Consider the following 24,062-nt stretch of genomic DNA (forward strand, 5'->3'; position numbering starts at 1 on the left):
CTTGTCCTGATTTTTGTTAATCCACTATATTGGGCATGAGTAGGCGCTTTTCGCGGCAAGGGCACGCCTGTTCAAAAAGCACGAAAGTTTGTATGCCGCATCGCCTCTGTACGCGCCCCAAACGACAAAAATACTGTAAAATACCGTTAAACATAAAGTTATGATATTTGAGGTCGTCTGAAACACAGCTTCGGCTGGATACAGCAGATTGACAGGCATCCGGAGCATGCGGATATGCGTACCGCAGCTTGCCCATCCACTGCAAACCCTTTTCAGACGACCTTCCACCCTTACAAGGAACTGCAACTTCATGGACAACCAAACCAAACTCCGCATCGGCGGCCTGCTCGTGCTGACCACCGCCGTTTTAAGCCTGCTCATCGTCTTAATCGTCGATTCATGGCCGCTCGCCATCCTGCTCGCCATCATCATCGTCGCCGCAGCCGCCGGCGGCTTTGTCTGGTCTTCGCGCCGCCAGCAGCGCCAGTTTCTCGAGCGTCTGAAAAAATTCGACATCGATCCTGAAAAAGGCCGCATCAACGAAGCCAACCTGCGCCGTATGTACCACAGCGGCGGCCAACACCAAAAAGACGCGGTGACTTTGGTCTGCCTGTCGCAAAAATGCTCGGTTGACGAAGCGCACGCCATGTTCAAAAAACGCCCGACCCGTCAGGAAATGAACCAAATGGCAGCCCAGCAGGCGCGCGGACAAAAACGTCCCCACCGCTGATTTTTCCCAACACATAAGGTCGTCTGAAAACGAATGCGGCGGATTCGCCGAAACAAAACATTCCGTTTTTCAGACGACCTTTTTACCGACAAGACCGCCATGACCGCCCTTCCCCCTGCCACCATCAAACGCCGCCTTGCCGCCCTGATGTACGAGTTGCTGCTGACCGGCGCCGTAACCGCCATCGCCGCCATCCTTGCCGGCATCGCCGCCATTTTCCTCAACCCCGTTTCCCAGCTTCTTTCCAGCTTGGTTACCTGCGTTATCTTTGTAGGAAGCTGGTGGCTCTACTTCAAAACCAACTGGACGAAAACCGGCCGCACCCTCGCCATGCAGACTTGGAAAATCGGGCTGCACGGCCGCAACGGCACGCTGCCACCATTGTCGCAACTGCGCATCCGCTTTATTTGGGCGTGTATCTTCGTCGTTTTCATCCCTCTGCTCGCTTACGCGGGTTTGCGCCACCTGCTCGCCATCCCACCCATGCCCGCCTTCGGCGCCGCCCTTATCTGGCTCATCTTGCCGTGGGGCTTTGCCCTGCTGAATCCAGACCGGCAGTTTTTATACGATTTCTTGGCGGGAACGCGATTGGTCGATTTGAAACAGGAAACATCCGAAAGCTGATTGTTCTACTGTTTCGCCACACAGATAAAAGGTCGTCTGAAAACGATGCAAGCCCTTGCCGTTTTCAGACGACCTTTTTATCCGCCGTCGTTCTTGTTTGAAACCCAGCCCAACTTAAACCATCTTCGGTTTCCCCCCTCTCCTTTTGTTTAAACGAAACAGAAATGACGGCGAACCTGATCACGCCCGACAAAAAGGTCGTCTGAAACCCAAATTGGATTTCAGACGACCTTTTATTTCAAGCCGGTTGGCTTATTTGTTGAAGAAAACCAGCGTCCACGGCAAGACGTAGGCTTGCAGCAGGGTCAGCAGGCCGACGAAGGTACAGAAAATCAAGCTGTGTTTCACGGTGAAGCGGAACAGGTTGGATTCTTTGCCTTCCAGACCGACTGCCGCGCAGGCGATGGCGATGGATTGCGGCGAAATCATTTTGCCGGTCACACCGCCGGTGGTGTTGGCTGCAACGGTCAGCTCTGGCACGACGTTGATTTGATGCGCGGTGCTGGCTTGCAGCGAGCCGAAGAGCGCGTTGGCGGAAGTGTCCGAACCGGTCAGGAATACGCCCAGCCAGCCGAGGAACGGCGAGAAGAACGGGAACACGGTGCCGGTAGCGGCGAGGACGAGTGCCAACGTGGACGACAGGCCTGAATAGTTTGCCACGAATGCGAAGCCGAGTACCAAGCCGATAGACAGGATGGACAGGCGCAGTTCTTTGAGCGTTTCAAAGAAAGTGCCGACGGCTTCGGAAGGTTTCATTTTCAGCAAAGCAGCGGAAACGATGGAAGCAAACAGGATTGCCGTGCCGACTGCGCCGAGGAGGTCGATTTTGAACACGGCGGCGTATGGTGTCGGTTCGCTGACGATGGGCGCGGCTTTTTGTACCAGATTGTGCAGCATCGGCCAGTCGAATTTGATGGTGGCAACGCCCAAAGCCTCTTTAACGCCCTTAATCGTCCACACGCTGACGAAAACGGTCAGGATGGCGAAAGGCGACCAGGCTTTGATGATTTGTCCGGCAGTGTATTCGCCCGCTTTGCGCTCGGCCGGTTTTTTCATGCCGTTGAAGGTAAAGATTTCTTTAGGCTGCCATTTTTTCAGGAAGGCAGACAGGCAGACCAGGCTGACCAATGCGGAGGTCACGTCGGGCAATTCCGGGCCGATGAAGTTGGCGGTAATGAACTGGGTAGTGGCGAAAGATACGCCCGCCACCAATACGGCAGGCCAAGTTTGGCGTATGCCGCGCATACCGTCCATCATGGCGACCAACCAGAAAGGAACGATAATCGACAGGATCGGCAGTTGGCGACCGGCGACCTGACCAATATGGTAAGGGTCGAGGTTGGACACTTGACCGGCAACCAGGATTGGAATGCCCATCGCGCCGAAAGCCACGGGCGCGGTATTGGCAATCAAACACAAACCGGCGGCGTAGAGCGGATTAAAGCCCAAGCCCACCAACAACGAGGCGGTAATCGCCACCGGCGCGCCGAAGCCTGCCGCGCCTTCGAGGAATGCGCCGAAGGAGAAGCCGACCAGCAGCATTTGCAGGCGTTGGTCTTCGGTAATCGAAATCACGGAAGCGCGGATGATGTCGAACTGCCCTGTTTTCACGGTAATTTTATACAGGAACACGGCGGTAACGATAATCCATGCAATCGGCCACAAACCGTAAGCAAAGCCGTACAGCGCGGAAGAAACCGCCATGCCCGCAGGCATTCCGAAGCCTAATATGGCAACGCCAAGCGCAATCAGCAGCGTATAAAGCCCCGCCTGATAGCCTTTAAGCTTCAGGATGGTCAGTGCGACGAAGAAAAAGATAATGGGCAGGAGGGCGACGGCTGCCGTCAAATACAGGCTGCCGCCCACTGCGGTATAGTTTTGAATCCAAGTATCCATAGGGAAAATCTCCGAATATTTTTCTAATATATTTTCTTAAATTGGTAAAACCAATTTTGAGAACGGAGGACACTTTACGAAACTTTAATATGGCGGTCAATTATTTTTTCAGACGACCCGGCTGCATCGGCGCAAATTTGTTATTTAATTTTAAATAAAACAAAATATTATATGAATTGTAAAAATGTAGCCCAATGTAGTTTTAAAACACATACGGGTAGGACAAGCCATATTGACGGGATACGGGGCGGTTAATTAGAATACGGCGACATTGGTCATGCCAATTTGGTCATGCTAATTTTGATGCAGGCTGCCCTTTCGGACGGCCTGCCGCATCACATTATCGGATTTGAGTCTTCTTCGCAGAAAAAACATGATGGAAAAGAGGGAATTACAATGACAAAACTGGTTCGTCCGCAAAAAATCAGCGACCAAATATTGTCGATATTGGAGGAACGCATCGCGGCGGGCATTTATGAAGAAGGCGGCAAAATCCCGCCCGAGCGCACGTTGGCGGAAGAATTCGGCGTATCGCGCCCGTCGGTCAGGGTCGCGCTGAACATCCTGATTGCGCGGCAGGTTTTGGAAGCGCGTCAGGGCGACGGCTATTACGTTTCCGTCAAACCGCAGCAGGATTTCCTCCAAAGCTGGCAAGAATTGCTCGGCAAACATTCCAACTGGGAAACCGACGTTTTCGATTTCAGCTGCCACATCGAAGGCTGCATGGCGTCGCTGGCTGCCGAACGGCGCACCGATGCCGATTTGAAACGGATTGATTTTTGGCGGCAAAAATTCGAATCCGCCTGCGAAAGCGGCCATCTGGAACATCAAAGCGAAGCCGACGTAAGCTTTCACCAAACCATCGCCGATGCCGCACACAACATCCTCTTCAGCCACCTCTCCGGCGGCCTGCTCAAAATGCTCTACCGCCAGACGCGCAGCAGCATCATCTATTCCAACCAAACCGAAGACCCGCGCCCCAAGCTGATTGCGCAACACCGCGCCATCTACGAAGCCATCTTGGAACGCCGCCCCGCCGATGCCGCCGAAGCCGCCAAAATACACTTAAACTACGTCGCCAACAGCATCTTGCAAAACAGGGAATACAAAAGCCGCAACGAACACGCCGACACGCTGGCGCAGAAAGACTTGAAGCGGGTGCAGGACTGGAAGTAGTTTCCTGCCTGACGGAAATATAGTGGATTAACTTTAAACCAGTACGGCGTTGCCTCGCCTTGCCGTACTATTTGTACTGTCTGCGGCTTCGTCGCCTTGTCCTGATGTACTATCTGCGGCTTCGTCGCCTTGTCCTGATTTAAAGTTAATCCACTATAACAAGCAGATACAAAACCCGATTATCCGCCCGCAAGGTCGTCTGAAAACCCAAATACCTGCCTTCGCGGCAGATTCCTACAACACCGAAGGAGTAGAAATGAAACTATCCGAACTGTTCAACCCCAACGAATTTGCCGCGCGTCATTTGAGTTTCGGCGACGAGGCCGCGCTTTTGGAAGCGCTCGGCGAGAAGAGCATGGACGATTTTGTCGGCAACACCGTGCCGCAAAGCATCCGTATGCCGTCCGAACTCGACCTGCCCGCAGCCCTGACCGAGGCGGACGCTTTGGCGAAGCTGAAAGCCATTGCGGCGAAAAACGTGATCAACAAATCCTATATCGGCTTGGGCTATTACCCGACCCGCGTGCCGAACGTGATTTTGCGCAACGTATTGGAAAATCCGGGCTGGTACACCGCCTACACGCCGTATCAGGCGGAAATCGCGCAGGGGCGTTTGGAAGCGTTGTTGAACTTCCAGCAAGTGTGCATCGATTTGACCGGTTTCCCCGTGGCGGGCGCGTCTTTGTTGGACGAAGCGACCGCCGCCGCCGAAGCGATGGCGATGGCGCACCGCGTGGGCAAGGTAAAATCCGAGCGTTTCTTCGTGGACGAGCGCGTTTATCCGCAGACTTTGGACGTGATGAAAACCCGTGCCAAGTATTTCGGCTTCGAGCTGGTGGTCGGCGATTTTGCCAAAGCGGATGAAGGCGAATACTTCGGCGCGCTGTTCCAATACGTCGGCAAAGACGGCGACGTGCAAGACTTGCAAAGCGTCGTAGGTCGTCTGAAAACCAAAGGCACGATTGTTGCCGTTGCCGCCGACATCATGAGCTTGGTTTTACTGAAGTCTCCTGCCGAATTGGGTGCGGACATTGCGTTGGGCAATACCCAACGCTTCGGCGTACCGATGGGCTTCGGCGGGCCGCACGCCGCTTATTTCGCCTTTAAAGACGAGTTCAAACGCTCCGCCCCGGGCCGCATCATCGGCGTATCCAAAGACGCATCGGACAAACCTGCCTTGCGCATGGCGTTGTCCACCCGCGAGCAACACATCCGCCGCGAAAAAGCGACGTCCAATATTTGTACCGCGCAGGCATTGCTGGCAAACTTGGCGGGCATGTATGCCGTCTATCACGGCCCCGAAGGCGTGAAACGCATCGCCAACCGCATTCACGCGCTGGCTTCCGCCTTTGCCGACGCGCTGGTTTCAGACGGCCTCAAAGTGGTTCACGAAGTCTTCTTCGATACCGTTACCGTTGATTTCGGCAGCAAAGACAAAGCGGACAAAGCGTTCCAAACCGCTTTGGAACTGGGCTACAACCTGCGCCGCGTCAGCGACACCCAAATCGCCGCCGCCTTCCACGAAACATCCGTGCGCGAAGACCTTGCCGTGTTGTACTACGCCTTTACCGGCAACAACACCTTCACGCTTTCAGACGACGTCAAAGGTCGTCTGAAAACCGAATTCCTGCGCCAAGACAATATCTTGCAACATCCCGTGTTCAACCGTTACCACACCGAACACGAAATGCTGCGCTACCTGAAAAAGCTCGAAGACCGCGATTTGGCAATGAACCGCAGCATGATTTCGCTGGGCAGTTGCACCATGAAACTCAACGCCACCGCCGAAATGCTGCCGATTACTTGGTCGGAATTCTCCGACATCCACCCCTACGCCCCCGAAGCCCAAACCGCAGGCTACCGCGAACTCCTGACCGACATGGAAAACAGCCTGAAAGCCATCACCGGCTTTGACGCGATTTCCTTCCAGCCCAACTCCGGCGCGCAGGGCGAATACAGCGGTATGCTCGCCATCCGCCGCTATCAGGAAGCCCAAGGCGAAGCACACCGCAACATCTGCCTGATTCCCAAATCCGCCCACGGCACCAACCCCGCCACCGCCGCCATGCTCGGTTTGAAAGTCGTCGTCGTCGATACCGACGAACACGGCAACGTCAACATCGACGATTTGAAAGCCAAAGCCGAACAACACCGCGACGCCTTGTCCGCCATCATGATTACCTACCCGTCCACCCACGGCGTGTACGAAGAAGGCATCCGCGACATCTGCCGCATCATCCATGAAAACGGCGGACAGGTTTACATGGACGGCGCCAACCTCAACGCCCAAATCGGCATCATGCAGCCCGCCGAAGTCGGCGCGGACGTGTTGCACATGAACCTGCACAAAACCTTCTGTATTCCTCACGGCGGCGGCGGCCCGGGCATGGGTCCCATCGGCCTGAAAGCCCACCTCGCCCCGTTTGCCCCAGGCCATACCTTGACCGACACCCACAGCGCAAGTGCCGGGCAAACCGCCGTTTCCTCCGCCGCCTTCGGTTCCGCGTCCATCCTGCCGATTACCTGGATGTACCTGACCATGATGGGCAAACAAGGCATGGAACAGGCAACGCGCTGGGCATTGCTCAACGCCAACTATGTCGCCAAACGCCTGAGCGAAGACTATCCCGTTCTCTACACAGGCAAAAACGGCCGCGTCGCGCACGAATGCATCGTCGATTTGCGTCCGCTCAAAGCCGAAAGCGGTATCACCGAAACCGACATCGCCAAACGCCTGATGGACTACGGCTTCCACGCCCCGACCGTCTCCTTCCCCGTTGCCGGTACGCTGATGATTGAGCCGACCGAAAGCGAGAGCAAAGCCGAACTCGACCGCTTCATCGCCGCCCTGAAACAAATCAAACAGGAAGTGTTGAAAGTCGAACGCGGCGAATGGCCGAAAGACGACAACCCGCTGGTCAACGCCCCGCACACCGCCGCCGACGTAACCGGCGAATGGGCGCACCCGTACTCCCGCGAAGAAGCCGTCTTCCCGCTGCCTTTCGTGCGCGAAAACAAATTCTGGCCGAGCGTCAACCGCGTGGACGACGTGTACGGCGACCGGAATCTGGTCTGCTCCTGCCCGCCGACGGAAGCGTATGAAGATTAAGGTTTGATATGAAGAAAGGTCGTCTGAAAATTTCAGACGACCTTTGTTTTAAAAAACGTTCATTCAGAAGGTAGCGTGTTTGCAACCTAATCTGTTTGTCAGTTTTATTTTTTCTTGCCAAAAATCAGGGACAACACTGACAAAATCAGGAAACCGACAAACAGGATTTTAGCGATACCTGCCGCGCTGCCTGCAATACCACCAAAGCCCAGTACGGCTGCAATAATGGCGATGACAAAGAAAACAACTGCATAATGAAGCATGGTTTTTTCCTTTCTGTTTGGTGTGCAAACGGTTTGATGTGCAAACGGTTGAGAATAACCTGTCCGTTTTTTTGTGGGATGTAACAGTTTTAATTACTTAATCAACTATCTTGTTGATTAATTTCATACTCACGGATGTAACCGCTTGTAGTACACCTTATCTGATAACTTCTTACTTAGCAAACCGTAGTAATACAAATTTTCAAGAAATCAGCCCATTTATAAAATAACCAAACCATAAATCAACAACTTACATACAGACGTTAAGTTTTGAAAACATTTATATTTTATCGATTTATTAGTATTTAAAAAATTCTTTTTTAAAATCAACAAAAAATAAAAAATAATATATTTATATAAAGTAATGCCAAACCTGCCGTTCAAATCATCATAAAAACGGCTCAGAAAAACAAAAGGTCGTCTGAAACGCCGCCTTCCTTATTGATTGTTTTTTTGAAACGATTTCGTTATATAGTGGATTAACTTTAAACCAGTACGGCGTTGCCTCGCCTTAGCTCAAAGAGAACGATTCTCTAAGGTGCTTAAAGCACCAAGTGAATCGGTTCCGTACTATCTGTACTATCTGCGGCTTCATCGCCTTGTCCTGATTTAAATTTAATCCACTATAACTCCAACCATCTCTTACCCTTTTCAGACGACCCGACAGGAAACCCGCCATGCAAAACATCCGCGCCGCCGCCGTGCAAATGATTTCGTCCACCGACCCCGATGCCAACATTAACACCATGAAACGCCTCGTGCGCCAAGCCGCAGAGCAAGGCGCGGATTGGGTGCTGTTGCCCGAATATTGGCCGCTGATGGGGCGCAAGGATACCGACAAACTCGCTTTTGCCGAACCTTTAATCAACGGTCGTTTTGACGAAACTCGCTACACTCGTTTTCAGACGACCTTGAGCGAGACGGCGGCGGAATGCGGCGTGGTACTTTTTGGCGGCACGATTCCGCTGCAAAGCCCTGATGCGGGCAAAGTGATGAACACTATGTTGGTGTACGACCGCGACGGCACGCAAATCGGGCTGTACCACAAAATGCACCTGTTCGGTTTCTCAGGCTTGGGCGAACGCTATGCCGAGGCGGACACCATCAGCGCAGGCGGCGATGTGCCGAAATTGACTGCCGACGGCGTGCCGCTTGCCGTGGGCGTGTGCTACGACTTGCGCTTTCCCGAGTTTTTCCGCGCCCAGCAGCCGTTTGACGTTTTACTGCTGCCCGCTGCCTTCACTTACACGACGGGCAAAGCGCATTGGGAGCTGCTGCTGCGCGCTCGCGCGGTGGAAAACCAATGCTACGTCATCGCTTCGGCGCAAGGCGGCGAGCACGAAAGCGGCAGGCGCACATTCGGCCATAGTATGATTATCGACCCGTGGGGCGAAATCTTGGGTGTATTGCCCGAAGGCGAAGGTATTGTCATTGCCGATTTGGACGGCACAAGGCTGCAAAGCGTGCGCACTAGACTGCCAGCGTTGCAACACAGATTATTAAAATAAAAACAATTCCTCCCCAAGCACCGTCATTTCCGCCTTAAATCCTATGATATGTTGATTTTATCGCAACAAAATTAATCCAAAGTAATATGAAATTGACAATTAATTTTGCATTTATAATATTAGCAGGTACAATTTCAGACTATCTTGTCCATTATTTCAAACTATGATTGATATTTGGGGACAGCAGACAAAATAAGACCGTTTCAAACGGTCTATTGCATTTCATAAAAGGGATATCAAGGATGCTCCAAGCTAAAATTGTCGTTATCGGCAGTATTAATATGGATTTAGTTACCCGCGCTTCAAAATTTCCCAGAGCGGGTGAAACATTACTGGGAAGCTCGTTTCACCGCTTCATGGGCGGCAAGGGCGCAAACCAAGCGATTGCAGCGGCACGTTTGGGGGCAGACGTCTGTATAGTCGGCGCGGTCGGCGATGACGATTTCGGCTATGAAATGACCACCAACCTCTGCCGCGAAGGCATCTTCACCGAACACATCCAAACCCTCCCCGGCCTACCCAGCGGCATGGCAAACATTACCGTTGCCGACGATGAAAACTCCATCATCGTTATCGCCGGAGCCAATATGGGGCTGACTGTCGCCGACGTCGAAAACGCCGAGCAGCAAATCGCCTCCGCCGATGTGGTTTTGAGCCAGCTCGAAATCCCGATGGACTGCGTCATCGCCGCCGCAAAATTGGCGAAGAAATACGGTAAACCCTTTATCCTCAACCCTGCTCCCGCCCAATTCCTGCCTTCGGAATTATGGGAATTGGTCACCCTTCTGACGCCCAACCGCTACGAACTTGCCGACTGTCTCGGCCTGTCGCAAGATTTGAATCCCGAAGAGCTGATTCTGAAAGCCCCCTGCCCCGTCCTGATGACCATGGGCGATAAAGGCGCGGTCTATAAAGACGGCAAAGACAGTTTGCGTTATGTTTCCAGCTTTAAAGTGGACACTACCGACACTACCGGCGCCAGCGACGCATTCAACGGCGCGTTGTCCGTCTTCTGGAATCAAGGCATCGAAACCGCCGTCCGCAAGGCATGTGCCGCCGCTGCGCTTTCCATTACCCAAGACGGCGCGCAAAACGGGATGCCTTTCAAAGAAGAATTGGAACAATTCCTCGCCGCGCACAAATAAACCCGTATTCATGTTATCAAACAGCCAAAAGGTCGTCTGAAAACCATCTTCCGGCGTTTCAGACGACCTTTATTAATCTTAAAGATGATTGAGCCGCATTACCGTGTCGCACGCCATGTCATGAATGCTTCGGGGAATGGTTAAACCGCCTTGATGGATTTGGCAATCCGACGGTCTGACGGCTACAATATCGTGTTAAAAACTTTTCATTTGGGAACACGCAAAATGTTGGTTCATCCTGAGGCGATGGGCGTCGCCGCATTGGCGGACAAAATCCGCAAAATCGAAAACTGGCCGCAAAAAGGCATTTTATTTCACGACATTACACCGGTGCTTCAAAGCGCGGAATATTTCCGTCTCTTGGTAGATTTGCTAGTCTATCGCTATATGGGTCAGAAAATCGATGTCGTGGCAGGCTTGGACGCGCGCGGCTTCATCATCGGCGCGGCGTTGGCGTATCAGTTGAACGTCGGCTTCGTCCCCATCCGCAAAAAGGGCAAGCTGCCTTTTGATACCATCTCGCAAAGCTACGCGCTGGAGTATGGCGAAGCAACGGTCGAAATCCACAAAGACGCGGTCAAACCCGGCGCGCGCGTACTGCTGGTTGATGACTTGGTCGCAACCGGCGGCACCATGCTGGCAGGCGTGGAACTAATCCGCAAACTCGGCGGTGAAGTCGTTGAAGCGGCGGCGATTTTGGAATTTACGGACTTAATCGGCGGCAGCAAAATCCGTGAAAACGGCGTTCCCCTGTTTACCCTACTGCAAAACGAAGGCTGTATGTAAACTTTGCCCCATGCGCCAAAGGTCGTCTGAAGCAGCCATCCTGCTTTTCAGACGACCTTTTTTGTTGTCCCTGATTACGCGGTTAATGTAAATATCGGCTTCAGATTCGGATAATGCCGCCAAATCGTTTAAAATGCGGTTCTAATTGATTCTAATAAAGATACGGTACGTAATGAACGCACAACGCATATTTTCTCTCTCACTCAGCCTGATTGCCGCCGCGATTTTGTCGGCGTGTGCCTCCGAAAACGACACGACTTCATCCAAAGAGCCTGGCTCTTCCCTGACCGAACCCGCCTCCATTCCCGCCCGCCGCGCGGAAGGCGAATCCAAAGTATTGTCCGATTACGGTCAATATCAAGGCGCGCTGGACGCTGCCAAACGCGGCGACGATATGTGGGTGCAACAATTCTTGGCGCAGGCGGGCGACAGCGCGATGGCTGAAACCGTCCGCAACGAATGGCTCAAAAGCCTCGGCGCGCGCGGACAATGGGATGTGTTCCGCCAAGAAAACAAAAAGCTGAATGCGGCAGGCCGGGTACAGGAAGTGCAATGTTATGCCGAACTGAGCAGCGGCAGCTACAACATGGCGGCAGAGCTTGTGCGCGTTACCAACAAGCTGCCCGCAGGCTGTACCCGCTTGGTCGAAAGCGCGGCATCGGCAGGTCGTCTGAACAGCAACGACGCATGGCGCCGCGTGCGCGGATTGTTGAGCAACAGCCAAACCAGCGACGCACGCAGCTTGGCAGCCGCCTTAGGCAGCCCGTTTGAGGGCGGCTCGCAAGGTGCGCGCGAATACAGCCTTTTGAACGTCATCGGCAAAGACGCGCGCAAATCCTCCTCCGCAGCCTCCACGCTGTCCAGCATGGAATCCGGCTTAAGCCGCGAACAAAGCAGCTTCGCATGGGGTGTATTGGGACTCTACCAAGCGCAAAATCAAAACATGCAGACCGCGTTGAGCTACTACGGCCGCGTTTCCGACCGCAAACAACTGACCGACGAGCAGTTTGAATGGTACGCCCGCGCCGCCCTACGCCTGCAACGCTGGAACGAATTGTCCGGCATCATCCAACAAATGCCCGACAACCTGCAAAAAGACCCGACTTGGCAATACTGGCTGGGCCGCAGCTACGCCGCACAAGGCAACCAAAGCCGTGCTAAAGAAATGTACGAAAAAGCCGCCACAAGCGGACGCAATTTCTACGCCATCTTAGCAAGTGAAGAACTCGGCCGCCGCGTCAACACCAAAAACAACGTTTCCGATGCCGATAAAAAAGACGTCCGCCGCATGGCAGACGACGGCGCCATCAAACGCGCGCTGGTTCTGTTTAAAAACAGCCAAAGCAGCAACGATGCTAAAATGCGCCGTCAAGCGCAGGCTGAATGGCGTTTTGCCACCCGCGACTTCAATGAAGACAACCTCCTGACTGCCGCGCAAGTCGCCTTTGAAAACCAGTTCTACGACATGGCGATCAACAGCGCCGACCGGACCGAGCGCAAACTCAACTACAACCTGCGCTACCTCTCTCCGTTTAAAGAGACCACCGTCAGCTACGCCTCGCAAGCAGGCATCGATCCTGCTTGGGTTTACGGTCTGATCCGCCAAGAAAGCCGCTTCGTCATGGGCGCGCAATCCAGCGTCGGCGCACAAGGCCTGATGCAGGTTATGCCTGCTACCGCCCGCGAAATCGCCGGCAAAATCGGCATGAGCAGCAGCGAACTCTACACCATGGACGGCAACATCCGCATGGGTACATGGTACATGGCAGATGCCAAACGCCGCCTGCAAAACAACGAAGTGATGGCAACCGCAGGCTACAACGCCGGCCCCGGCCGCGCCCGCAACTGGCAGGCTTCTACACCTCTGGAAGGCGCGATTTACGCCGAAACCATCCCTTTCACCGAAACCCGCGACTACGTCAAAAAAGTTATGACCAACGCGACCTTCTACGCATCTCTGTTCAATGAGCCGCAAACTTCGTTGAAACAGCGTATGGGAACCGTTCCGGGTCGTTATTGATTGACTTGGCTGCATCCGATCGGATTGTTTGACAGATACGGAAGCCAAACTTGAAAAGGTCGTCTGAAAGTATGTTTTCAGACGACCTTTTTTAGTGTGGATGATGGCAAAAAACAACGAATCAACCGCTTTAATCTTCATCGCCATCCCGCACTCTTTTCAATAAACTGGTTGTGCTACCCTGCCCCAATCCTTTGTATAGTGGATTAAATTTAAATCAGGACAAGGCGACGAAGCCGCAGATAGTACAGATAGAGACCTTTGCAAAATTCCCCAAAATCCAGATAGTACGGAACCATTCACTTGGGTGCTTCAGCACCTTAGAGAATCGTTCTCTTTGAGCTTAAGGCGAGGCAACGCCGTACTGGTTTAAAGTTAATCCACTATATCTGTTACTTGCTGCCGTGTATCCAACGTTCAGCCGCTGAGCGGAAACACTTTACAAAAAGGTCGTCTGAAAACCGAAAAATCAGTTTTCAGACGACCTTTGTTTAGCTCAAACCTTCCCGGTTTAAGCGGCGTTAACTTTGTCTTCGCGGCGCAGCAGGGTAATCAGGTCGCTGATGCGCTGTTTCATGCTGCGACGGTCGACGATTTGGTCGATAGCGCCTTTCTCCAGCAGGAATTCTGCGCGTTGGAAGCCTTCGGGTAAGGTTTCACGGACGGTTTGTTCGATGACGCGCGGACCGGCAAAGCCGATAAGGGCGTTGGGTTCGGCAAGCACGACATCGCCGAGGAAGGCGAAGCTGGCGGATACGCCGCCCATGGTCGGGTCGGTCAGGACGGAGATGAACGGCAGGTGTTTTTCAGTCAGAAGATGCAATGCCGCGCTGGTTTTGGTCATCTGCATCAATGAGTTGACACCTTCCTGCATCCGCGCACCGCCCGATGCGGCAACGCAGATGAAAGAGCAGTTGTCGGCTACGGCACGGCGCACGCCTTGGACGAAGCGTTCGCCGACGACGGAACCCATAGAGCCGCCGATAAAGCGGAATTCGAAGGCGGCAATCACGACGGGCAGGCCGTTCATAAAGCCTTTCATCACGACCAACGCATCATCTTCGCCGGTGGCTTTGCGCGCGGCGGCCAAGCGTTCGGGGTATTTTTTGCTGTCTTTAAATTTCAGCGGGTCGGTCGGTTTGATATTGGCGGCGATTTCTTCGCGGCCTTCCTCGTCCAAAAGCAAATTGAGGCGTTCGCGTGCGGAAAGCGGGTTGTGATGGTTACATTTCGGGCAAACTTGGTCGTTTTGCTGAAGTTCGGTCGAGTAGATGGTTGCCGAGCAGGAAGGGCATTTGTGCCACAGGCCTTCGGGAACGTTGGACGAGCCTTCGCTTTTGCTGCGGTTTTTGATTTTGGGCGGTAGGATTTTGTCTAACCAACTCATGGATGACTCCTTGGAATTCGGGATTCAGACGACCTTTGCGTGTGTTTTCGGAAAAGGCCTTAACGGATTGCGTCTTTTAATTCTTTTACCAACGCGCCGACGGCTTCTGCTTCGCGGCCTGCGTTATTTTCAATTTCTTTGACGATGCGGCTGCCGACGATGACGGCATCGGCAACAGCGCCGATTTTGCGCGCGCTTTCGGCATTGCTGATGCCGAAGCCGACGCCGATCGGGATGTCGATATACTTGCGCAAAAGCTCTATTTTACGCGAAACTTCTTCGGTATCCAAACTTGCCGCGCCGGTAACGCCTTTGAGCGAAACGTAATAGACAAAGCCGCCTGCAACGCGGGCGATGGTTTGGATACGCTCTTCGGTCGTGGTCGGGGCAATCAGAAAGATGCAATCGATGCCGCGCGCTTTGAGTTCATCGTGCAGCGGGGTGATGGTTTCGACAGGGGAATCGACGGTCAGCACGCCGTCCACGCCGGCTTCGGCAGCCGCTCGGGCAAATGCCTGATAACCCATTTTATGAATCGGGTTCAGATAACCCATCAGGACGACGGGCGTGTTGCCGTTTGTTTCGCGGAAGCGGCGTACGATGTTCAATACGTCGTTGAGGGAAACTTTGTTTGCCAACGCACGCTCGGCGGCGCGCTGGATGGTCGGGCCGTCCGCCATCGGGTCGGAAAAGGGAACGCCCAATTCCAGGATGTCGGCGCCGTTTTCAACCAAACTGTGCATCAGCGCAAGCGTGGTATCGAGATTGGGATCGCCTACGGTGATATAGGGAATCAGGGCTTTTGCGCCGTCAAGCGCGGCAAAGGTTTGCTGGATTCTGCTCATCTTGATTTCTCGTTTCCGTAACGGCTGTTTCCAGCCGGTTTTCATCGACAATAAGTTGGCAAGTATAGCATTGACTGTCTATTTCGGGCGAAACTGCATGACATTTTCAGTCATTTTTTCATATAGATAAAAGGTCGTCTGAAAATCTTTTCAGACGACCTTTCCAAAACCGGGCAGTCGGAATGCTGCCGCCATGCCGATTTTCCACCGTTTAATCGCGTTTGTGTTCGATATAGTCTTGGTGTTTGGTTTGCGGATCGGCGCGGGTCACCGTGTATTCGCCTTCGATGATATCGCCGTCATCTTCAGTACGGCGCGTAAAGGTTTGCTGACGGAAAGACTGCGTATTCATTTGAGCCGCAGGCCGGCCTTTAATCGGCAAAAGCAGCAGCAAGGCGATAATGGTGGACACAAAACCCGGACTGAGCAGCAAAATCCCGGCGACGGTATAACGTATCGGCCACAACATCTGATACATGGAAATATTGTCCCCGCTGCGGATGGCCGCTCCCGCCAGCAAAATGCCGGACAGCCCTGTGTGGCGCAGCATCATCGTACCGCCGATAAAGCTGACTATCATCAGCAGGAAAGCGAATCCGCCGCCCAGCCAATCCGCCACCCAAACGATGGACATAATTTCCAAAAACAATAACACTAAAAAACCCACACCGAAATACTGCATCTTTGCTCCTTTAAATTCCGAACCCGCTTCATGCTGCGCAAGTCAGCGCGTTTAGCCGCAATTTCAATCTATCTTATTGAATCTTATTGGATATCGCAAACCGGCATTTTACACTTCCCGAATAACCGGTTTCCCTTAACATAAAGATAATGCACCCTACTTTCAAGGCGCTCGAATGTGAAAAACCGTAAGGTTTCGGCACGTTTTTTCAGACGAGGTCGTCTGAAACGGTATGCGCCCTTACAGCAACTTCTTGATATCGTTTTCTATTTCTTCCGGCGTTACGCTGGGCGCAAACCGTGCCGCCACTTCGCCTTGCCGATTAATCAGGAATTTGGTGAAGTTCCAGCGGATATCGCCCGCCTGATGCTTACTGCCCCATGCCGCCAGCCGCAACACCGCTTCTTTCAACATATGCCCGCCCCTATCCTTCGGCTGTTTTGCCTTCAAATAAACATAAAGCGGCGATGCGGATGCGCCGTTGGCATCGATTTTGTCAAAAATTTTGAATGCAGTACCAAACTTCGTCTGACAGACGGAAGCAATTTCCCGACTGCTCTCCGGCGCCTGTCCGCGAAATTGGTTGCACGGAAAATCCAATATCTCCAAACCTTGCCCGTTGTAACGTTCATAAAGCTGCTGCAACGCCGTATATTGCGGCGTCAATCCGCAGCGCGTCGCGGTGTTGACAATCAGCAGCACCTTTCCTCGGTAAATACTCAGGGAAACCGGATTGCCTTGGGCATCGTTTAAGGTGAAGTCGTAAATATTCATCTTGTGCATTCGATAAGTTCAGGAAAAACAAGTCAGGAGACATTATCTGAAATTTGGGCTATATCCTTCATTTTGATGGATGATTTTTATAGTATTTCAACAATGCCATCATTTCTTTTGCCCTCTTTTTTCCATGCCGCTCATCAGTGACAAAATCTTCTGCCTTATTGCCCAATTCGTTTTTGATGTTCGGGTTTGCACCGTTTGCCAAAAGTATTTCGAGTATCGCTACATTGCCGTTGAAACAGGCGTTTTGGACGGGCGTAAAACCCATTTCGCCCTGTTTGTTGACATCCGCACGGGCTTGGTTGATGACCGCCAAATTCAGCAAGGTTTCATCCATCAAACCCAAATCATGTACGGAAGCGATACGTGGACACGAGGCGAAAGCCAAGTGATTTTGATATTTGGCAAACAGATTGGTCAGATTTTGATCCATTATTTATCCTGAAATCATGATGTTTAAAGCACAGATGTATTTTCAGACGACCTTTTTCAGACGACCCCGACAAACCTGCCCTATTGTTTATCGTCAGCCCATATGAAAAAACACCGCTTTCGCAAGCGGTGTCCGATAAAGCAGCAATTATTTGCGCAGACCCAAGCGGGTGATCAGGGTGCGGTATGTATCAGGTTGGGTACGGCGCAAGTAAGACAACAGACGGCGACGTTGGCTGACCATTTTCAACAGGCCGCGACGGCTGTGGTGGTCTTTAGGGTTGGCTTTGAAGTGGGGAGTCAGGTCGTTGATACGGAAAGTCAACAGAGCGACTTGTACTTCAGAAGAACCGGTATCGCCTTCTTTACGTTGGAAATCTTTAACAATTTGTGCTTTTTGTTCTACGGTCAATGCCATGATGGATAACTCCGAAAAATAAAAGAACCGTCATTCGTAAAAACTCGGGTTCGGACAAGTTTGACGAGCAGGAAACCCGTTCAAACTCCTGAAGTCTTTTTGTAAAGACGGGCGGATTATGCCACAGTTTGGACGGTTTTGCACGATTAAATCCCGCCTTCAGGCTTTGTTTTATCAAGACTGTGGTTTTCAGACGACCTTGCCGCCCTAGAAACTACTCCCCCGCCACGGTCATGCTCTCAATCAGCACCGAACCGATTTTGTTGGAAGAGCGGCGTAGCGCATCGTTGGCAGTGCCGACGATGCCGAGGTACATATCCTGCAAGCGACCGGCGATGGTGATTTCTTGGACGGGGTGGCTGATGATGCCGTTTTCCACCCAAAAACCCGCCGCGCCGCGCGAGTAGTCGCCCGTGATGGTGTTCACGCCCTGCCCCATCAGTTCGGTAACCAACAATCCGGTACCCATTTCTTTCAGCAAATCAGACTGCGTTTCATGTGTATGGTTCAAATAAAGGTTGTGCGCGCCGCCGGCGTTGCCCGTGGTCTGCATACCGAGTTTTCTCGCGCTGTAACTGCTGAGGAAATAGCCTTCAACAATGCCGTCTCGGATGACGAAACGCGGCTGCGTGGCGACGCCTTCGGAGTCGAAATAGGTGCTGCCGAAGGCGCGGGGAATGTGCGGCTCTTCGCGCAGGCTGAGGAAATCGGGCAGGACTTTTCTGCCTATGCTGTCAATCAGGAAACTGCTTTGGCGGTAGAGCGCGCCGCCGCTAAGTGCGCCGACGAGGTGTCCGATAAGGCCGCCTGCGACGGTGGTATCGAAGAGGATGGGATAGCTGCCCGTCGGGATGCTGCGGCTGTTCAGACGACGTAAGGTGCGTTCGGCGGCGGTTTTGCCGATTTGCTCGGGGCTGTCCATGTCTTGATGGCGGCAGGCGGCATCGTACCAGTAGTCGCGCTGCATGCCGTTTTCGTCGGCGGCAACGATGCTGCACGAAATGCTGTGGCGCGTGCCTTGTTGGTGGGCGGTGAAGCCGTGGGTGTTGCCGTAAACGTATTGGTAATGTCCGGTCTGAACGCCTGCGCCTTCGGAATTTTCGATGCGTTCATCCGCGCTCAGGGCGGCTTGTTCGCATTGTTTTGCCAACTCGATGGCGGCTTCCGTGCTTAAATCCCATTCGTGGTAACGGTCGAGGTCGCCGACGTGTTGCGCCATAAGCGAAGCATCTGCCAGACCTGCGCAATCGTCTTCGGCGGTATAGCGGGCGATGTCGATGGCGGCTTTGACGGTGTCTTGCAGGGCTTTTTCGGAAAAGTCGGCGGTGCTGGCGCGACCTTTGCGTTTACCGACATAAACGGTAATATCCAGCGATTTGTCTTGCTGGAACTCGATTTGTTCGATTTCGCCCAGCCGTACGCTGACGCTTTGTCCGATGGATTCGCTAAAGTCGGCTTCAGCAGCCGCCGCGCCCATGTTTTTTGCCAAATCCAAGGCGTGTCCGCATAAGCCGGTCAGCTCGGAGGCAGTATGGTTAAACAGCATAAAAGGTTTCCTGACAGAGGTTTGCGGCATTTTAACCGTTTTCAGACGACCTCGGCAAAAATACCGCCGCAGAAGACAAAAGGTCGTCTGAAAACGCCGTTTCAACAGGGCGTTGACGTGAAACCTGCCCGAACGTGCTAAAATACCCGAAACAAAATTAAAGGTTTATCAAAATGTTTGAAAACGAAGACGAATGGGTCAGCAAAACCCAAATGAAAAAGCAGATGAACGATTTGCAGGCTTTGGGCATGGAGTTGACCAAACTCTCGACCGATACGCTGAAAAAAATCGGCTTGGACGAAGATTTGTACGAAGCCGTCGTTACCTACAAAAAAATCACATCCAACGGCGCGCTCAAACGCCAAAGCCAATTCATCGGCAGGCTGATGCGCGACACCGACCCCGCGCCCATCGAAGCCTTTCTCGCCAAACTGCGCGGCGAAAATACCGCCCACAACGCCTTCTTGCAACGTGTCGAACAAGCCCGCACGCGCCTCTTGGCGGACGACAACGCAATCACCCAATTCATGGCGGACTTCCCCCATGCCGACGCAGGCAAATTGCGCACCTTAATCCGCAACACGAAAAAAGAGCAGGAACAAAACAAACCGCCGAAAAACTTCCGCGCCCTCTTCCAAGAAATCAAATCCGTCATGGAAGGCGGTCAGAGCGATTCGGAAGAAACGCAGGACTGGGAAGAATAAATATCGAGGTCGTCTGAAAACGGGTTGGGGGTTCTGTAAATCCCACCGCCCCGTTTTCAGACGACCTTTTCAAATTTCATATAATCTTATTAAAATATACCGTCATTTTTCAGACATCCCTTTAACAATAAAACAAACCGACCTTTTCAAGGACTACACTTATGAAACTTCGCCTTACCCTCACTGCCCTCCTCGCCTTATCATTAAACGGCTGCCTAACTGAACAACTGTGGCAAGAGGATAAAAAAGTAGAAAAAATCACTTTTCATCCGATTACTTCCGACCAAGTACATTCTTTCGGTATCGTCAACAAAGACAATGACCAACTTGAAAAAGGCAGCATCGTCATGATGGGCGAAAAATACTGGTTCGTCATTAATGCCAAAGATTCAAAAGACCTGACACCCATCCTCAATGTCAAACTCGACAAAAAATTCCAAATTGCCGATGCCAAAAAATACAAAAAAGACCTCAAAGCCTTGCCTGTTGTGGTGAACAATGAAAAAGAAGCCGATTTCACCACCGATTTCTGCCTACGCTACGACACTCAAAAAGCTGATGAAATCGCCAAACTGAAAAACCTGTCATTTGAAACCGGTAAAGGTAGAAATAACACTGTCTACCACCGCTGTGTTCACGCCAAAGGCAAATACTACGCCACCCCGAAAAACCTGCCCGCCGACTACAAATTTGAACAAAGCATTCCTGTCTCCATCGGCTATACCACTTCTCGCGTATACACCAGTCCGGTGAAAGTAGTAGGTACTCTGTTGATAACGCCGCTGACGCTCACTGTTGACGCCCTTACCCCAGTACTGTTCATTCCTGCCATGATGACAGGCGGCGGCTTTACCCCAAGCTTTTAATAAACTCGTTACGCCTGTTTTCAGACGACCTTTCCGTCCTTGAATACATAAAATATATTCCACACACCATGCCTGTCAAAATCCAAACCCGCCCCGTCAACCAAAACGTCCTCGATGATTTGCTCACCGCCGGCGCCGATCCTTTAATTGCTCGCCTGTGCGCCTCGCGCGACGTGCAGAGTCCTGCCGAATTGGACGACAAACTCGCCGGCCTTCTGCCTTATCAATCGCTGACGAATTGCGAAGCCGCCGCCCGCCGTCTGGCGGATGCCATCGAATGCAAGGAAAAAATCCTGATTGTCGCCGACTACGATGCCGACGGCGCAACCGCGTGTTCCGTCGGCATGAGCGGTTTGGCGGCGATGGGGGCGGCGGTGGATTTCCTCGTACCCAACCGCTTCGAACACGGCTACGGCTTAACGCCCGAGCTTGCCGAAATCGCCGCCGCGCAAGGCGTGGATTTGCTGATTACGGTCGATAACGGCATCGCCAGCATCGCAGGCGTGGCGCGGGCGCAGGAATTGGGTTTGGACGTGATCGTTACCGACCACCACCTGCCCGCCGAAACCGTACCCGACTGCATCATCGTCAATCCGAACCAAAAAGGCTGCGGCTTCCCCAGCAAAAGTCTGGCGGGCGTGGGCGTGATTTTTTATGTGTTGATGGCGTTGCGCGCCGAATTGCGCCGCCGCAATTATTTTTCAGACGACCTTAAAGAGCCGAATCTGGGCGAACTTTTGGATTTGGTCGCGCTCGGCACCGTCGCCGACGTCGTCCCTCTCGACCACAACAACCGTATCCTCGTTTCGCAAGGTTTGAAACGGATGCGTTCGGGCAAGATGCGTCCCGGCATCCGCGCCTTGTTTGAGGTGGCGCGGCGCGACTGGCGTAAAGCGCAGCCTTTCGATATGGGTTTCGCACTGGGTCCGCGTATCAATGCCGCCGGACGGCTCGACGATATGTCGGTCGGCATCGCCTGCCTGTTGGCGCGCGACGACGCAGAAGCGCAGGCATTGGCGGCGCAGTTGAACGACCTCAATATCGAACGCCGCGAAATCGAGCAGTCCATGCTGCAAGACGCGCTGAACGCCTTTCCCGAAACCCTGCCTTCAGGTCAGACGACCCTGGTCGCCTACCGCGACGACTTTCATCAAGGCGTGGTCGGCATCGTCGCCAGCCGCCTCAAAGACCGCTTCTACCGCCCGACCATCGTGTTCGCCCCCGCGGACAACGGCGAAGTGCGCGGTTCGGGGCGTTCCATTCCCAACCTGCACCTGCGCGATGCTTTGGATTTGGTGTCCAAACGCCATCCCGATTTGATTTTGAAATTCGGCGGACACGCGATGGCGGCAGGCTTGAGCATACTCGAACACAATATTCCCGCGTTTCAGACCGCTTTTGAAGAAGCCGTGCGCGAAATGGTGTGCGAAGACGATTTGTCGCAAACCTTCATCACCGACGGCAGCCTGAAAGCCTGCGACATCACGCTGGAACAGGCGCAAAACCTCGCCCGCCATGTTTGGGGACAAGGCTTCGCGCCGCCGAGCTTTACCGACGAGTTTCACGTCATCCGCCAGCAGCCTTTGGGCGCGGAGGGCAAACATAAAAAAGTCTGGCTGCAAAAAGACGGCTACGAATTTGAAGCCATGTTCTGGCGGTGCAGCGAAGACATCCCCGAATACATCCGCACGGTTTACCGCCCCGTGGCAAACGAGTGGCGCAATCAGATGGAATTGCAGCTTTACATCGATTACTGGGAAGCCGCTTAAGGCTTGCGAAAGATAAAAGGTCGTCTGAAACCAAAAAACAAGTTTCAGACGACCTTTGTTTTCTAGAAGATTATTGTGCGCCAAATTTCAATACCATCGGCAATCAAGAAAACATGCCCGCACAACTTGTATTTAAATTTCAAAAAACCACCTTATCCGAATGATAAAAACCGGCAATCCGAAAGAAAACAAAACCGAAAATCCCCCTTCTACTCAAACACTTTCAACGCAATATTGTGATGAATCAAACTTCCTGACAGATAAACCCGCGATTGCTTGTCAGTTGGTAGATTTTAAAACATAATGCTTACGCGCCTAAGTATTGGAGTTTTACTACAAATACATGATAGGTAAGCCGTACGCAGCGCAGCAGTTCCAACCGATCAACTCAAAGCAAGGAAGGTCTAAAATGAAAGTAACCAGTTTCGGCGAAGTGTTGTGGGACGATTTTCCAAGCGGCAAAGTGTTGGGCGGTGCGCCGCTGAACGTTTTGGTCCGTTTGCAATCCTTCGGGGTCGATACCGCCATCATCAGCCGTCGCGGTGATGATGCCGATGGCGAAGAGCTGCTGCGCCAAATCCAAGCGAAGAACGTCAATACCGACCTGCTGCAAGTATGCAAAGAATGCGATACCAGCCTTGTCAAAGTCATCTTGGACAAATGCGGCAGCGCGTCATACGAAATCGTGTATCCCTGCGCGTGGGACCGCATCATCGTCGAAGATGCCGCCTTGCAGCGTGTCGCCGAATCCGATGCCTTCGTGTTCGGCAGCCTTGCCACCCGCGACGAGATTTCCCGTGCGGCATTAGACAAACTGATGGAAAAAGCCAAATTCAAAATCTTCGACGTCAACCTGCGCAAACCCCACTACGATACCGACCGCCTGCTTGCCACCATGAAGCGTGCGGATATGCTCAAACTCAATGACGACGAATTGTACGAACTGTCCGCAGTTTACGGCTCGCCCTACCACAGCATCGAACAAAACATAACTTATCTCACCCAGCTGACCGGCGCAAAAATCATCTGCGTGACCTTGGGCGGACACGGCGCGGTTTTATACAAAGACGGCGAACTCTACCGCCACTGCGGCTTCCGCATCAAAGTTGCCGATACAGTCGGCTCCGGCGACAGCTTCTTGGCAGGACTGACTTACAAACTGCTCAACAATGCCGAGCCGCAAGAAGCCATTACCTTCGCCTGCGCACTCGGCGCCCTAGTCGCCTCCAGACATGGCGCGACGCCCGACATTTCCTTACAGGAAATCGAAAGCTTCATGAATCCGGCTTGATGTTTGCCATCAAAGGATGTCATAACAAAAGGTCGTCTGAAAACGGATTTTCTGTTTTCAGACGACCTTTTATAGTGGATTAAAT

21 protein-coding genes are annotated in these 24,062 nt (G+C 52.7%); 12 read left to right on the forward strand and 9 right to left on the reverse strand.

What is annotated here, in order from left to right:
* Nucleotides 1-310: 310 nt before the first annotated feature.
* Together HMPREF2572_RS03725 and HMPREF2572_RS03730 are read left to right on the forward strand one after the other, a co-directional pair.
* The gene (locus HMPREF2572_RS03725; protein WP_070496305.1) at nt 311-730 is read left to right on the forward strand and encodes a hypothetical protein; all 420 of its coding nucleotides are present in this window, start codon (nt 311-313) and stop codon (nt 728-730) included.
* A 99-nt stretch (nt 731-829) separates the two neighbouring features.
* Nucleotides 830-1,354, forward strand: a complete 525-nt coding sequence (locus HMPREF2572_RS03730; protein ID WP_070496385.1) for an RDD family protein — start codon at nt 830-832, stop codon at nt 1,352-1,354.
* A 252-nt stretch (nt 1,355-1,606) separates the two neighbouring features.
* Here HMPREF2572_RS03730 and HMPREF2572_RS03735 read toward each other — a convergent pair whose 3' ends face one another.
* The gene (locus tag HMPREF2572_RS03735; RefSeq protein WP_070496306.1) at nt 1,607-3,250 is read right to left on the reverse strand and encodes a lactate permease LctP family transporter; all 1,644 of its coding nucleotides are present in this window, start codon (nt 3,248-3,250) and stop codon (nt 1,607-1,609) included.
* 396 nt (nt 3,251-3,646) lie between these two features.
* Here HMPREF2572_RS03735 and HMPREF2572_RS03740 point away from each other — a divergent pair, with 396 nt between their 5' ends.
* Together HMPREF2572_RS03740 and gcvP are read left to right on the forward strand one after the other, a co-directional pair.
* Nucleotides 3,647-4,426: a FadR/GntR family transcriptional regulator gene (locus HMPREF2572_RS03740; RefSeq protein ID WP_070496307.1), complete on the forward strand. Its 780-nt coding sequence runs from the start codon at nt 3,647-3,649 to the stop codon at nt 4,424-4,426.
* A 256-nt stretch (nt 4,427-4,682) separates the two neighbouring features.
* The gene (gene gcvP, locus HMPREF2572_RS03745) at nt 4,683-7,535 is read left to right on the forward strand and encodes an aminomethyl-transferring glycine dehydrogenase (protein WP_070496308.1); all 2,853 of its coding nucleotides are present in this window, start codon (nt 4,683-4,685) and stop codon (nt 7,533-7,535) included.
* Between the two features lie 104 nt (nt 7,536-7,639).
* Here gcvP and HMPREF2572_RS03750 read toward each other — a convergent pair whose 3' ends face one another.
* Nucleotides 7,640-7,798, reverse strand: coding sequence for a DUF1328 domain-containing protein (locus HMPREF2572_RS03750; RefSeq protein WP_003744611.1), 159 nt, complete (start codon nt 7,796-7,798; stop codon nt 7,640-7,642).
* A gap of 677 nt (nt 7,799-8,475) precedes the next feature.
* Here HMPREF2572_RS03750 and HMPREF2572_RS03755 point away from each other — a divergent pair.
* The 4 genes from HMPREF2572_RS03755 to HMPREF2572_RS03770 all read left to right on the forward strand — a co-directional run bounded on the left by HMPREF2572_RS03755 (nt 8,476) and on the right by HMPREF2572_RS03770 (nt 13,257).
* The gene (locus HMPREF2572_RS03755) at nt 8,476-9,306 is read left to right on the forward strand and encodes a carbon-nitrogen hydrolase family protein (RefSeq protein WP_070496309.1); all 831 of its coding nucleotides are present in this window, start codon (nt 8,476-8,478) and stop codon (nt 9,304-9,306) included.
* A gap of 242 nt (nt 9,307-9,548) precedes the next feature.
* Nucleotides 9,549-10,451: a ribokinase gene (rbsK, locus tag HMPREF2572_RS03760; RefSeq protein ID WP_070496310.1), complete on the forward strand. Its 903-nt coding sequence runs from the start codon at nt 9,549-9,551 to the stop codon at nt 10,449-10,451.
* Nucleotides 10,452-10,676: 225 nt separating this feature from the next.
* The gene (locus HMPREF2572_RS03765; RefSeq protein WP_009311093.1) at nt 10,677-11,237 is read left to right on the forward strand and encodes an adenine phosphoribosyltransferase; all 561 of its coding nucleotides are present in this window, start codon (nt 10,677-10,679) and stop codon (nt 11,235-11,237) included.
* 172 nt (nt 11,238-11,409) lie between these two features.
* The gene (locus tag HMPREF2572_RS03770; protein ID WP_070496311.1) at nt 11,410-13,257 is read left to right on the forward strand and encodes a lytic transglycosylase domain-containing protein; all 1,848 of its coding nucleotides are present in this window, start codon (nt 11,410-11,412) and stop codon (nt 13,255-13,257) included.
* Between the two features lie 511 nt (nt 13,258-13,768).
* Here HMPREF2572_RS03770 and accD read toward each other — a convergent pair.
* The 7 genes from accD to pmbA all read right to left on the reverse strand — a co-directional run bounded on the left by accD (nt 13,769) and on the right by pmbA (nt 19,347).
* Nucleotides 13,769-14,644, reverse strand: coding sequence for an acetyl-CoA carboxylase, carboxyltransferase subunit beta (gene accD, locus HMPREF2572_RS03775; protein ID WP_003760907.1), 876 nt, complete (start codon nt 14,642-14,644; stop codon nt 13,769-13,771).
* Between the two features lie 59 nt (nt 14,645-14,703).
* On the reverse strand, nt 14,704-15,489 hold the full coding sequence (trpA, locus tag HMPREF2572_RS03780; RefSeq protein WP_045072879.1) for a tryptophan synthase subunit alpha: 786 nt from the start codon (nt 15,487-15,489) through the stop codon (nt 14,704-14,706).
* A gap of 211 nt (nt 15,490-15,700) precedes the next feature.
* Nucleotides 15,701-16,171: an FxsA family protein gene (locus HMPREF2572_RS03785; protein WP_003765751.1), complete on the reverse strand. Its 471-nt coding sequence runs from the start codon at nt 16,169-16,171 to the stop codon at nt 15,701-15,703.
* Between the two features lie 240 nt (nt 16,172-16,411).
* Nucleotides 16,412-16,945, reverse strand: a complete 534-nt coding sequence (locus tag HMPREF2572_RS03790) for a glutathione peroxidase (protein WP_210385289.1) — start codon at nt 16,943-16,945, stop codon at nt 16,412-16,414.
* A 67-nt stretch (nt 16,946-17,012) separates the two neighbouring features.
* Nucleotides 17,013-17,384: an ankyrin repeat domain-containing protein gene (locus tag HMPREF2572_RS03795; protein ID WP_070496313.1), complete on the reverse strand. Its 372-nt coding sequence runs from the start codon at nt 17,382-17,384 to the stop codon at nt 17,013-17,015.
* Nucleotides 17,385-17,531: 147 nt separating this feature from the next.
* On the reverse strand, nt 17,532-17,801 hold the full coding sequence (gene rpsO, locus HMPREF2572_RS03800) for a 30S ribosomal protein S15 (protein ID WP_003679932.1): 270 nt from the start codon (nt 17,799-17,801) through the stop codon (nt 17,532-17,534).
* Between the two features lie 214 nt (nt 17,802-18,015).
* A complete protein-coding gene (gene pmbA / locus HMPREF2572_RS03805) occupies nt 18,016-19,347 on the reverse strand; it encodes a metalloprotease PmbA (protein ID WP_070496314.1) in 1,332 nt (443 codons plus the stop codon).
* A 173-nt stretch (nt 19,348-19,520) separates the two neighbouring features.
* Between pmbA and yjgA the strand changes: the two genes are divergently transcribed.
* The 4 genes from yjgA (at nt 19,521) to HMPREF2572_RS03825 (ending at nt 23,977) form a co-directional block, all read left to right on the forward strand.
* A complete protein-coding gene (gene yjgA, locus HMPREF2572_RS03810; protein WP_070496315.1) occupies nt 19,521-20,051 on the forward strand; it encodes a ribosome biogenesis factor YjgA in 531 nt (176 codons plus the stop codon).
* Between the two features lie 161 nt (nt 20,052-20,212).
* Complete coding sequence (locus tag HMPREF2572_RS03815; RefSeq protein WP_070496316.1) at nt 20,213-20,917, forward strand: hypothetical protein; 705 nt, start codon at nt 20,213-20,215, stop codon at nt 20,915-20,917.
* 68 nt (nt 20,918-20,985) lie between these two features.
* Nucleotides 20,986-22,686: a single-stranded-DNA-specific exonuclease RecJ gene (recJ, locus tag HMPREF2572_RS03820; RefSeq protein WP_070496317.1), complete on the forward strand. Its 1,701-nt coding sequence runs from the start codon at nt 20,986-20,988 to the stop codon at nt 22,684-22,686.
* Between the two features lie 409 nt (nt 22,687-23,095).
* Nucleotides 23,096-23,977 carry a carbohydrate kinase family protein gene (locus HMPREF2572_RS03825; protein ID WP_070496318.1) on the forward strand — a complete coding sequence of 294 codons (882 nt, stop codon included), beginning with the start codon at nt 23,096-23,098 and terminating at the stop codon, nt 23,975-23,977.
* Nucleotides 23,978-24,062: the final 85 nt, after the last annotated feature.

The organism is Neisseria sp. HMSC064E01 (genome assembly GCF_001808875.1).
In the GTDB taxonomy this organism is placed as follows: domain Bacteria; phylum Pseudomonadota; class Gammaproteobacteria; order Burkholderiales; family Neisseriaceae; genus Neisseria; species Neisseria sicca_A.

What these genes read in the sequence shown, in the direction of transcription:
- HMPREF2572_RS03725 (WP_070496305.1), top strand. Translation starts at nt 311, where the DNA reads ATGGACAACCAAACCAAACTCCGCATCGGCGGCCTGCTCGTGCTGACC.
- HMPREF2572_RS03730 (WP_070496385.1), top strand. Translation starts at nt 830, where the DNA reads ATGACCGCCCTTCCCCCTGCCACCATCAAACGCCGCCTTGCCGCCCTG.
- HMPREF2572_RS03735 (WP_070496306.1), bottom strand. Translation starts at nt 3,250, where the DNA reads ATGGATACTTGGATTCAAAACTATACCGCAGTGGGCGGCAGCCTGTAT.
- HMPREF2572_RS03740 (WP_070496307.1), top strand. Translation starts at nt 3,647, where the DNA reads ATGACAAAACTGGTTCGTCCGCAAAAAATCAGCGACCAAATATTGTCG.
- gcvP (WP_070496308.1), top strand. Translation starts at nt 4,683, where the DNA reads ATGAAACTATCCGAACTGTTCAACCCCAACGAATTTGCCGCGCGTCAT.
- HMPREF2572_RS03750 (WP_003744611.1), bottom strand. Translation starts at nt 7,798, where the DNA reads ATGCTTCATTATGCAGTTGTTTTCTTTGTCATCGCCATTATTGCAGCC.
- HMPREF2572_RS03755 (WP_070496309.1), top strand. Translation starts at nt 8,476, where the DNA reads ATGCAAAACATCCGCGCCGCCGCCGTGCAAATGATTTCGTCCACCGAC.
- rbsK (WP_070496310.1), top strand. Translation starts at nt 9,549, where the DNA reads ATGCTCCAAGCTAAAATTGTCGTTATCGGCAGTATTAATATGGATTTA.
- HMPREF2572_RS03765 (WP_009311093.1), top strand. Translation starts at nt 10,677, where the DNA reads ATGTTGGTTCATCCTGAGGCGATGGGCGTCGCCGCATTGGCGGACAAA.
- HMPREF2572_RS03770 (WP_070496311.1), top strand. Translation starts at nt 11,410, where the DNA reads ATGAACGCACAACGCATATTTTCTCTCTCACTCAGCCTGATTGCCGCC.
- accD (WP_003760907.1), bottom strand. Translation starts at nt 14,644, where the DNA reads ATGAGTTGGTTAGACAAAATCCTACCGCCCAAAATCAAAAACCGCAGC.
- trpA (WP_045072879.1), bottom strand. Translation starts at nt 15,489, where the DNA reads ATGAGCAGAATCCAGCAAACCTTTGCCGCGCTTGACGGCGCAAAAGCC.
- HMPREF2572_RS03785 (WP_003765751.1), bottom strand. Translation starts at nt 16,171, where the DNA reads ATGCAGTATTTCGGTGTGGGTTTTTTAGTGTTATTGTTTTTGGAAATT.
- HMPREF2572_RS03790 (WP_210385289.1), bottom strand. Translation starts at nt 16,945, where the DNA reads ATGAATATTTACGACTTCACCTTAAACGATGCCCAAGGCAATCCGGTT.
- HMPREF2572_RS03795 (WP_070496313.1), bottom strand. Translation starts at nt 17,384, where the DNA reads ATGGATCAAAATCTGACCAATCTGTTTGCCAAATATCAAAATCACTTG.
- rpsO (WP_003679932.1), bottom strand. Translation starts at nt 17,801, where the DNA reads ATGGCATTGACCGTAGAACAAAAAGCACAAATTGTTAAAGATTTCCAA.
- pmbA (WP_070496314.1), bottom strand. Translation starts at nt 19,347, where the DNA reads ATGCTGTTTAACCATACTGCCTCCGAGCTGACCGGCTTATGCGGACAC.
- yjgA (WP_070496315.1), top strand. Translation starts at nt 19,521, where the DNA reads ATGTTTGAAAACGAAGACGAATGGGTCAGCAAAACCCAAATGAAAAAG.
- HMPREF2572_RS03815 (WP_070496316.1), top strand. Translation starts at nt 20,213, where the DNA reads ATGAAACTTCGCCTTACCCTCACTGCCCTCCTCGCCTTATCATTAAAC.
- recJ (WP_070496317.1), top strand. Translation starts at nt 20,986, where the DNA reads ATGCCTGTCAAAATCCAAACCCGCCCCGTCAACCAAAACGTCCTCGAT.
- HMPREF2572_RS03825 (WP_070496318.1), top strand. Translation starts at nt 23,096, where the DNA reads ATGAAAGTAACCAGTTTCGGCGAAGTGTTGTGGGACGATTTTCCAAGC.